Source organism: Streptomyces sp. UF-297, assembly GCF_058245575.1.
In genome coordinates this window covers 468,425-478,311 of the sequence record NZ_JBSIBZ010000001.1, presented here as the reverse complement: position 1 = coordinate 478,311, position 9,887 = coordinate 468,425, and the positions used below count along the sequence as shown (strand labels likewise).

The 9,887-nt window shown below is 70.8% G+C and carries 10 protein-coding genes; 4 read left to right on the top strand and 6 right to left on the bottom strand.

Translation table 11 applies throughout. The annotated features are described in order from the left end of the window. Nucleotides 1-156: 156 nt before the first annotated feature. The 4 genes from AC4IJH_RS02135 to AC4IJH_RS02120 all read left to right on the top strand — a co-directional run bounded on the left by AC4IJH_RS02135 (nucleotide 157) and on the right by AC4IJH_RS02120 (nucleotide 3,530). Nucleotides 157-777: an ABC transporter ATP-binding protein gene (locus tag AC4IJH_RS02135; RefSeq protein WP_490849715.1), complete on the top strand. Its 621-nt coding sequence runs from the start codon at nucleotides 157-159 to the stop codon at nucleotides 775-777. Next, nucleotides 774-1,592: a hypothetical protein gene (locus AC4IJH_RS02130; protein WP_490849698.1), complete on the top strand. Its 819-nt coding sequence runs from the start codon at nucleotides 774-776 to the stop codon at nucleotides 1,590-1,592. Before AC4IJH_RS02135 ends, AC4IJH_RS02130 begins: the two co-directional genes overlap by 4 nt. A gap of 382 nt (nucleotides 1,593-1,974) precedes the next feature. After that, the gene (locus tag AC4IJH_RS02125) at nucleotides 1,975-2,910 is read left to right on the top strand and encodes an SDR family NAD(P)-dependent oxidoreductase (RefSeq protein WP_490849697.1); all 936 of its coding nucleotides are present in this window, start codon (nucleotides 1,975-1,977) and stop codon (nucleotides 2,908-2,910) included. Then, a complete protein-coding gene (locus AC4IJH_RS02120; RefSeq protein WP_490849696.1) occupies nucleotides 2,907-3,530 on the top strand; it encodes a nitroreductase/quinone reductase family protein in 624 nt (207 codons plus the stop codon). The genes AC4IJH_RS02125 and AC4IJH_RS02120 overlap by 4 nt, the downstream gene beginning before the upstream one ends. A 189-nt stretch (nucleotides 3,531-3,719) precedes the next feature. On the opposite strand, the gene AC4IJH_RS02115 is transcribed toward AC4IJH_RS02120, so the two are convergent. From AC4IJH_RS02115 to AC4IJH_RS02090, 6 genes are all read right to left on the bottom strand, one after another. Beyond that, on the bottom strand, nucleotides 3,720-4,274 hold the full coding sequence (locus AC4IJH_RS02115) for a methylated-DNA--[protein]-cysteine S-methyltransferase (RefSeq protein WP_490849695.1): 555 nt from the start codon (nucleotides 4,272-4,274) through the stop codon (nucleotides 3,720-3,722). Between the two features lie 25 nt (nucleotides 4,275-4,299). Next, the gene (locus AC4IJH_RS02110) at nucleotides 4,300-5,118 is read right to left on the bottom strand and encodes an Ada metal-binding domain-containing protein (RefSeq protein ID WP_490849694.1); all 819 of its coding nucleotides are present in this window, start codon (nucleotides 5,116-5,118) and stop codon (nucleotides 4,300-4,302) included. Next, nucleotides 5,115-5,702 (bottom strand): RNA polymerase sigma factor, encoded by a 588-nt coding sequence (locus AC4IJH_RS02105; protein ID WP_490849693.1) that lies wholly within the window; start codon nucleotides 5,700-5,702, stop codon nucleotides 5,115-5,117. Before AC4IJH_RS02105 ends, AC4IJH_RS02110 begins: the two co-directional genes overlap by 4 nt. Nucleotides 5,703-5,772: 70 nt before the next feature. Continuing rightward, nucleotides 5,773-6,516: an AfsR/SARP family transcriptional regulator gene (locus tag AC4IJH_RS02100; RefSeq protein ID WP_490849692.1), complete on the bottom strand. Its 744-nt coding sequence runs from the start codon at nucleotides 6,514-6,516 to the stop codon at nucleotides 5,773-5,775. Between the two features lie 157 nt (nucleotides 6,517-6,673). After that, entirely contained in the window at nucleotides 6,674-7,864 is a 1,191-nt protein-coding gene (locus tag AC4IJH_RS02095) for a lyase family protein (RefSeq protein WP_490849691.1), read from the bottom strand. A 15-nt stretch (nucleotides 7,865-7,879) separates the two neighbouring features. Next, nucleotides 7,880-9,877: an FAD/NAD(P)-binding protein gene (locus AC4IJH_RS02090; protein WP_490849690.1), complete on the bottom strand. Its 1,998-nt coding sequence runs from the start codon at nucleotides 9,875-9,877 to the stop codon at nucleotides 7,880-7,882. Between the last annotated feature and the right edge of the window lie 10 nt (nucleotides 9,878-9,887).

The following is a 9,887-nucleotide window of genomic DNA, read 5'->3' as shown; positions in this document are numbered from 1 at the left end:
GGCCCGGGGTGCCGTGCCGCAGGGTGCACGACGGCCCGCCTACCGGACGGATCCCCCTATCCGGGCAGACGCCGATCCGGCGTGTCTGCGTGCCGCCTGCGCCCGTTGGTCCGAGCGGACGGTGATGGTGCGGTGGGTGACGAGGGGTGGAACGAGATGGCACCAAAGACGCGGCTGCGCATCAGGGCCGTGCACAAGGCGTACGGCCGGCGGACGGTGCTGCGCGGCGCCGACCTGACGGTCTCGGCCGGCATGCTCGCTGGTGTGGTGGGCGAGAACGGCTCGGGCAAGAGCACGCTGCTGCGTATCGCGGTGGGACAGCTGATGCCCGACTGCGGCTCCGTGCAGCGTTTCAGCGCGCTGGGGTACTGCCCGCAACAGGCAGTGGTCAATGACACGCTCACGGTCGCTCAGCATCTGAGGCTGTTCCAGGTCGCCTACCGGCTGCCCCGGTTGGATCATGCCTTGGAGTTGATGGAGCTGCTCGGGTTCGGCGGCGAGCGGCGCACCCGGGCGGGCGAGCTCAGTGGCGGCACCCGGCAGAAGCTCAACCTGACGTTGGCGCTCATGCACGATCCGCCGTTGCTGGTGCTCGATGAGCCGTACCAGGGCTTCGACTGGGACACGCACCAGCGATTCTGGCAGTTGGCAGGGCGGTTGCGCGGCCAAGGACGCTCGGTGGTGGTGGTTTCCCATCTGCTGCACGACCTGGAGCACTTCGACACCGTCCACCACTTGCGTGACGGTCGCCTGCACGAGGAGGGAGCGCCGCGATGAGGCATCGGTGGACGGCGTTCACGGTGGCCTTCGGTTTCACGCTGACCGGCCACCTGCGCAACCGTCTCGCAATGGCCATGATTGCCTTGTTCATCCCGACTTGGATCTACCTGGTCCGGGTCACCGCTCTCAACAAGGACATCACCTTCAACAGCAGCGCGCTCGGCATCGACGTGGTCGCGTCGATGAACCGCACCATCCAGGTCTCCAGCTCCTTGCACGCGGTCACGGTGATCGCCGGATTCATGATGTTCATGGCCACCTTCAGCGCCCGGGACATGGACCTGCGCCTGGTGCTGGCGGGCTACCCCCGGCTGCAGTTGCTGGCCGCCAAACTCGGTGCCCTCCTCGTCGTCACGGTGCTGCTCACCTGTTACACCCTCGGCCTGCTGCGGCTGTCCTGGCCGCTGGCCCAACCGGGGGCAGTGGCCGCCGCCCTGGCAGCGGCCGTCTTGGCCTACGGAGGTCTGGGCATCATGGTCGGCTACCTGCTGCGTAACGAACTGGAAGGGTTCTTCGTCGTGGTGATGGCCACGCTGATCGATGTCGGCATGCAGAGCCCGGTTTCGAACCCGGCCGGGGACCAGGCCTTTCTGAGTGCCCTGCCGCTGTACGGACCCGCGCAGACGGCCCTGGCCGCCGCCTTCACGCACACGGCCTCCTTCGCCTGCGCGGCCCTGGCTCTGTGCTGGTTCGCGGCCACCAGCCTTCTGGCCCTGCTCACCTTCTGCCTCCGCACCCGCCACTACAACCAGTTCGTCACGGCCTCGTCGTCAGCCGACCCGTGCCTGCGCGCCGACTCGAGTACAACCTGAGCAGGACACGGCCTGACAAGCGGGGTGCCTGCGCCCGCACATCGCACTGAGACCCGCGGACGGGCCGAAGAGTGGAGGTCGTCGATGCCTGTCACCGCTCGCGCCGGCAGGCATCGCTCGCCGACGGCAGGGGAAGGGCGGGGAACTGCTCTGTCGCGTCGGCGGGGCCGGCCCCGCGGCGGGACCGGGCGCCGCATCGCCGACATCAAGGGCGCCGTCAACGTCATGCGGACCGTTCCTTGCCCGGCAGACGGTCGTTGCACCAAGCGTGAGGGACGGCGGCGAGAAGCGTGTGCCTGCGGTGACGGGATACGGCGGTGCCGACCTTCCCGGGCCGTGGCGGCGCTGGCGAGCGGAACATGACGCGTGGACACCGGCAGAGGTGGCCGACCTTTCCGAGCACACAGCAGTGGTCACGGGTTCCTCCCGCGGCATCGGCGCCGCGGTGGCCGAGCAACTGGCCCGGCACGGCGCACGCGTGATCACCCTCTGTCCCTCTTCCGCGCAAGGACATGCGGCGGCTGAAGCAGTGCGCCGCCGCGTCGTGGCAGCTCGGGTGGACAGCGTCGCCTGCGACTTGGCCGAGCTAGACCAGGTCCGCGAGGCCGCCGAACAGATCTCGGACCGTACTGAAGGACGGCTGGATGTGTTGGTCAACAACGCCGGGGTGGCGGCGCTCGCGCCCACCCGCTCCTCGGCCGGCTACGAGATGCACTTCGCCGTGAACCACCTCGGTCATTTCGCTCTGACCGGCCACCTGCTGCCCGCCCTGCTGAACGCACCCCAGCCGCGGGTGGTGAACGTCTCCTCCCTCCTGCACTGGCTGGGCCGATGCCGCACCAGCCGTCCGCACCTGCCCCGGCGCCATCACCGATGGCCGGCCTACTGCGACTCCAAACTGGCGAACCTGCTGTTCACCCAGGGACTCGCAACGTGGGCGCGAACCCGCGGGCTGCCGCTGCGCGCGATTGCTGCCCATCCCGGCCTGGTCAACACCACCCTCGGCTCCAACGCGTTGCACGCCGACGGCCGGCACGTCGAGGCACGGCTGCTGGAGTGGGCGCAGGCACGATGGCACTCTCCTTCGCAGGCGGCCTGGCCACTGGTGCGAGCAGCGACAGACCCGCATGTCGCCAGCGGCGAATTCCTCGGCCCGGGCGGGCGGTGGGAATGGTCCGGTCCCCCCGTGCGCGTACGCGCTGCGCGCAGGGCGCGTGACGCCGGTGCCGTCGAGCGACTGTGGCGGCTGTCCCAACAGCTCACCGACCACGCCTTCCCCTCCTCGGGGCGGTCCACCCGATGGGACCAACGCCCGTGACACCACCGCGTCCGGCCGCGATCCGGCCCGCCAGCCGCCGGCAGCGATACCTGCGCAGGGTGGGCAACAGCTGGCTCTTGCGCCGTTGGGGGCCGCGTCTGCTGCCCCGCCTGGACCGTCAGGTCCACCGCTGGACCAACGGCAGATGGATGCCCAGCCGTCTGCTGGTCCCCGTCCTGATGCTCCACACCACCCGCAGCGACGGCACTGCCTGCCGTACTCCTCTCCTGGCCGGCCAGACTCCATCAGGCACCTTCATCGTCATGGCAACCAACTTCGGCCGGCCTCGGCACCCCGCCTGGTCCTACCACTTGCTCCGCGACCCGCACGCCTCGGTCGACTGGCACGGCACGGCCCTGCCGGTGCGGGCACACCTGCTGACCGCCCAAGAACAACAAGCGGTCCGGACCCACATCCTCACCTGGATGCCCTGCTTCGACGACTACGCCCACTACAGCCGGCGAGACATCCGAGTCTTCGCTCTCACTCCACACCCCCACACCACCGACACCGCGAACACCCCCGGCCCGGCCCATGGCGCTCACGTACAGGAGGCGATTCGGCCCGCTCGGCCGAAGGGTCCTCCCTCGACGGGTGCGCAGCAGCCGGGGCGGGCATAGCTGCTGCCCCGGCCGACAGCGGACCGGCCGGGTCAACTCCCGGGCGTCGCCCCGGCCGGTCACTCGGGTACGGCTCACGCCCGTCCGCGCCCGTCAAGGCACCGCCTCCCCGGCCTGCCGCGAAGCCCAGGGACCGGACGCCCCGCCCTGAAGCGCTGCAACTGCGCCGAGCTCCTGCACAACACCCGGTCAGCGGGCGGCCGACGCCTCCAGTTCGAGCAGGAAGTGCTTGGCGGGCAGGCCGCCCGCATAGCCTGACGGGCGGCCCGTGGAGGTGATGACGCGGTGGCAGGGTAAGACGACGCACAGCGGGTTGGTGGCCAGGGCGAGGCCCACGGCTCGGGCTGCCCGGGGGTGGGACAGAGCCTTGGCGAGTTGTCCGTAGGTCGTGGTGTGCCCGTAGGGGGCGACGCTTTCCAGGGCCAGGACGGTCTTCTTGGCGAATGGGGTCGTGAGGCACAGGTCCAGCGGGAGGGAGAAGGAGCAGCGTTCGCCCGAGAGGTAGGCGGCCAGTTGGACGCGGGTCTCGCTCAGGAGCGCGGCCTGTGCCGGCGAGGGGGTGTCGGTGCGTGCCGTGTCGAGTCCGGCGCGCAACAGGCGCGCTCGGACCGCTGCGGGTGTGTCGAATCCGCAGTGGACCAGGGCCTGTTCGGTGACGGCGAGGGTCATGGGGCCCACGGCGGTCGGCACGGCGGTCAGGGCCACGGCCTTCCCGTCGCCGGCGCTGCGGTGGGCGTCGCTCATGGTGAACTCCTGGGGGCGGTACGGGTCATGCGGTGATCGGCCGGCAGGTCTTGCAGGCCCGGTAGCCGGCGCTGCGCGCATCGTGCGCCGTACGGAAGGAGACCCGGTGGGGCGCGGTGATGCGCCGTGCGTGGGCACAGGTCGGGTGGCAGTAGATGCCGGTGGTGTCGCTGCCGAGGAACAGAGCGCCGCTGCGTGCGAACTCCTGAACCTCCTGCATGTCGATGCCTTCCGCCTTGCGCAGCGCTGCGCCCACCCCGCTCGGGTAGCCGACGTCGCACGGTGTTCCGCTGTCGTACGTCGCCCGGTGGCAGGGGATCAATACCGGCAGCGGGTTGCGGGACAGCGCCTCGACGACATCCGTGACGTCCTGGTCCGACTCCCGGGCGAGCCAGGTGACCGGGCGCAGCTGCCCGGGCGGAATCTCGCGTACCGCGTCGAGCACGGCGCGTTCCCGCTGCGACAGCATCGGCAGGGAGAGGGGCAGGTGCTTGCCGCGCCCCGTGCGCAGCGCCGTCCTCAGGCCGCGGAACGGCTTGAGGGCGGGAATCGCGGACCGGCCCGTGCGGGAGCGGTGCAGCTCCTCGAAGGCCTGAGGCCTCAGTTCCGCAACGGCGAGCGCGGCTCCGGTCACGGCCTGCGGTCCGAAGGCGACGTACAGGCCGCCCGCCGCCGATTCCATCCGTACGTACGTGTCGTAGCGCTGTGGCGGAATCCCCGTGCGCTGCAGTACCCGTAGCGCAAAACCCGCCGGCGCGTCCGTGGCGGACAGCCCCGCCAGCGCGGGCAGTTCCGCTGCGGGCCCTTCGCGCGGGAGCGGCGATTCCACATCGTCCCGGTTCATCTCGACACCTCCCTCAGCACTGCATTTTCCGGTGCCAGCAGCCGGCGCAGGTGTCCGACCCCCCGGGACACCTGCGCCTTGGCGGTGCCTACAGGACAGCCTTGCACCTCCGCGACCTCGGCATAGCTCATGCCGACCACATGCCGCAGCACGACCGCTGTCCGGTGCTTTTCCGGAAGTTCCGCCAGCGCCGCCACCAGCAGGTCGCGGTCATCGGTCATCGTGGCCCGCTCCTCAGGACCGGGTCGCGCGTCGGGCCAGCGGTCCTGCGAGTCCTCCACGCGCATGGCGGAGACCGGTCGCCGTACGCCCGTGCGCACATGATTGCGCCAGACGTTGGCGGCGATCGTCATCAGCCAGGCCCGCGGACGCAGTTCCCCGCGCCGCTGCGGGGAGTACCCCTGAAGCGCCGTATAGGCCCGCACAAAGGTGTCCTGCCCCAGGTCGTCGGCCTCGGTCGGTGAGCCCGACACTCGCAGCAGGAACGCGTGCACCGCCCCGGCGTGCACCCGGACCAGCTCGGTGAAGCCGTCGTCCAGATCCGTCGCCAGGAGACCAGTCAGTTGCTCGGCCGCGTCGTCCATCACTGAGGAAACACCGCCCCGGTGAAAAGGGTTGCCGAAAGGTGGGGTGCCGGGCCCGTGCCGGTACGGGTCACCGCACCCGCTGGGGCACGGCCGGAGGACCGGGCAGGGCGGCGCCTGTCTTGATCGCCCGGTACAGGCGCTGCATGCGGGGCGTGGGTTCAAGTCCCAGGGAGTCCCCCAGGATGTGACGCAACCTGGCGTAGACCGCGAGGGCCTTGGACCGCTCACCGCACTGGTACAGCGCGACCATGAGCTGTGCGTGGAGGTTCTCGTGGGTGGGGTTCAGGCAGGCGTGAACGGTCACTTCGTCCAGCACCTCGCGGTGCCTTCCCAGCACCAGGTCCGCCTCGATCCGCTGCTCGAGCACGGTCTTTCGGGTTTCCTCGAGGTTCAGCAGATGCGCTGCGCCGAGAGCGCCCGGGAGTACGTCCGCGAGTGCGGGTCCGCGCCATTGCGCGAGAGCTCCGCCGAACAGCTCGGAGGCCCTGAGGAAGTCCCCTACCCGGAGCGCGTGACGGCCACGTCGCGCCAGGGTCTCGAAGTGCTCCCGGTCGAAGGCGCCCGGTGTGGCGGTGAGCTGATATCCGTAGCTCCGGGTCACGAGAATGCGGCTGTGGTCCTCGCCCGGAACCCTGCGCAGCACTTGCCGAATATGCAGAACGTACGTCTGTAGCGTGGACATGGCACTTTTTGGCGGGCGGTCCCCCCACAATTCGGTGATGCACTCGCTGGAACGCACCATACGGTTGGCGTTGAGTGCGAGAAAGGCGAGGAGCTGCCGAGGCTTGGGCGCGCTCGGCACGAAGTTCATTCCCCCGTCGGACACCATTAATGAACCAAGGACTCCAATGCGCATTACTCCCCCGTACTGCCCTGGATACAGCGATCCTTCCACCTTATGCTATAACGGGGGATTTTTGCCCGTCAATTCTATTGCGATTTGCAATCACAGCGATAAGCGCGAATATTCACCGGAGCGATTTCGGCCGGGGAGGCGCAGGTCGCGGGTGCCTTTGCAGTGCACGGTCCACCAGAGCGCCCGCCGCACCGGGGTACCCGGCGGGGTCCAGCAAGGCCTCCAGTTCGCCGTCCTGGAAGTGACCCGACAGGTCCGGATGGGCGCCGAGCACGGCGGCCAGCGGGCGGCCGGTGCGGGCGGCGGTGCCGACCGCCTGCGAGAGCAGCTCTTTGGCCCGGGCCGGGCCGAAAAGCGGAGCCAACGCCGCCGCGACACGCTCCGTCACCACCTGACCGGCAGTCAGGTCCAGATTGGCGCGCATGCGCCGTGGCTCGACCCGCAGGCCCTCGGCGAGTTCGACCGCCGTGTGGGCCGCGCCGCCCACGAGCCACAGGCACTCGCGCAGCAGTTGCCACTCCGCGTGCCAGGCCCCTGCGGAGCGTTCGTCCTCGCAGACGAGCAGCTGGTTCAAGGCCGCGCAGAGAGCGGGCACTTGCGGGGCCGCGCTGCGGATCAAGGTGGCGAGGACCGGGTTGCGTTTGTGCGGCATGGCCGAGGAACTGCCGCGGCCCGCCGCCGTCGGCTCGGTCACCTCGCCGACCTCGGTGCGGGTCAGAAACTGCACATCGACGGCGATCTTGCCGAGGGCTCCGGTGGTGAAGGCGAGCGCGGAGCCGAGGTCGGCGATCGGTGTACGCAGGGCATGCCAGGGCAGCACCGGCCGGGCCAGGCCCGTCTCCTCGGCGAACGCGCCGACGAGCCGATCGGAGTAGGTCGCGGGGTCGGGCTCGGCCTCGCCGTCCCCCGCCGCGTACGCGAGATAGCCGGCCAGCGTTCCGGCCGCACCGCCGAGCGACACCGGCAGGCCTGTTGCGAGCACCCGGCCCACACGCTCGGAGGCGTCCAGGACGAGGGACCGCCACGACGCGGCCTTGAGCCCGAACGTCGTCGGTACGGCGTGCAGCGTGAGCGTCCGGCCGGCCATCGGCGTATCACGGTGCTCGGCCGCGAGACGGCCGAGGGCCCGCGCCACGCGGTCCAGATCGGCGCGGACGGCCCGCAGCGCCCGCTGTGCCACCAGCATGGCGCCGGTGTCGACGACGTCCTGGCTCGTGGAGCCGCGATGCACATACGCGGCCGCGGCCGGATCGCTCCTGGCCACCACCTCGCGCAGGGCCACGACCAGGCCCACATCGGCCACCGGGGCTCACCCTCGTCACACCCTGTGTCCGATGCTCGGCAGCGCCGCGGTGTACGCCGCCGGCGGGGCATGCCGCTCGGGCCCCGTGGGCGACAGGGTCAGCACGGCACGGGCGATCGCGTCGGCGTCGCCCAGCGTCACCGAGTTGACGCCCGGTCGGATGCCGGCCGCGGTGACCCAGTGCACGGCTTCGGTGGGCACCCCGTAGGCGAAGCGCCGGGGATGCGCGCGGCCGGTGGTGTCCACCACGTGGTAAGGGCGTTCGGTGACCGCCAGGCCGCCGGTCTCGTGGCTGGTGCCGCACATGCCGGGGATGAGGTAGGGGCGGCCCTGTCCGGTGGCCAGCAGATGGGCCAGGAGCGGATCGGCGGTACGCCGTACGTCCGGCTCGGGCAGCCGGGCCTCGATCAGCGTGGTCGCCCGCACGGGTGCGCCGCCCACGCGCTCCGAGGCCGCGACGAAGGCGGGAGGTGAACCGGGCCCCTCACCCGGATCGATCCGCACACTCATGCCCGGGCCGACCAGGTCGAGGACCCCCGCCTCGACGAGGGCGATCATCTCCTCGATACGCGACAGGGGCGGGCCGATGGAGAGGAAGGCGTTGAGCGGCGTGTACCAGTTCTGCAGGTCGTCACGGTAGGAGTCGCCCTCCAGGCCCCCGTGGTCCACCACGATCCGTATCTCGTTGCGCAGATCGCGCAGGACGTCGAGGGCGGCCTTGAGCGGGCCGTTCACATTCCCGGTCCGCGCCTGCCGTACGTCCTCGGCCAAGTACTCCAGGAGCCAGGTGCGGAACGCGTCGCGGTCGGCGAAGACCCGGCTGCCGTACGGCCAGGAGATCCGCTGCCAGCTCCAGCGCAGCTCGGGTGCGACGCCGAACGCGTCGAGCAGGTGCTGCTCTGCGTCGCCCGCCGGCGCCGCGAGATAGCGTTCGGTGAAGGCGGCGCGCTCGGGCTCCCGGCCGAGCTGGGCCAGCAGGGCGTCGTAGTAGACCGTCTCGACCTCCTTGGCGACCAACGGCCACAAGTCGGTGCCGAAGCGCAGGCGTTCGCCCTCCGCGGACCGCGCACGCAGGGCGGCGACCGCCGCGGCGGTCAGCAGCCGCGGCTGATGGCGGCCATGGGCTCCCTTCTCGTTCTCGCCGCGCGAGTGGTAGGGGATGCCGCGCCGTGAGCCCGCGTACAACAGGGGCTCGTGTCCCGACGGCCGGTAGGCGAGCCCTGCGTCGGTGTGCTCGAAGCGGCCGCCGCGACCGACGGTGAGCAGCGCCATGTGATCGAAGAAGTTCAGCCCGAGACCGCGCAGCAGGACCGCTTCGCCGGGCCGGACGGCCGACAGGTCCACATCGGCCGGGTTGGCCGGCAGGATATGCCTCAGCCCCTGTTCCCGAGCCTCCCCGTGCAGGTATTCCTCGGGTGCGGTGGCCTTGGCCGCCACATGGCCCTGGGCGAGGACCACGGCGTCGAGACCGGCCAGCCGGGTGCCGTCCGCGAGCGTCAGCACCTGCCCGCCACCGACGGGTGCGTCGTCCAGGGCGACGGCCCGTACCCGGTGCGTGTGCACCGTGACATGGTCCGGCGCCAGGGCTGTGACCCGGTCGAAGGCGTCCTCCAAGTAGCGGCCGTACAGGGCGCGGCTGGGATAGGAGTCGGGTCCCAGTCGCCGCGCTTCGGCCGCGAACCTCAGGGCGGCGCTGTCGGCCGGGTCCTGCTCTGCCGCGGCCGTGGCCTTCGCCCATTCGTACAGGCTGGGGCCCTCCTCGACCGGCCCCTTCATCTCCACACTGGCGTCCGTGTAGACGGACACCTGGCAGGCCACGGTGTTCATCAGCAGGTGCGGCGACTGGCCGGTGCGCCAGACCCGTCCGGCGCCGGGCCGGGCGGGGTCCACCACATGGACGGTGACCGCCCGGTCCGAAGCGGCGTTCCGCTCGTTGGCGCAGAGGCGTTCCAGGACCGACAGTCCCCGGGGCCCGGCCCCGACGATGCACACCACGAGATCCTCACTGCTCATCCGGTTCTCC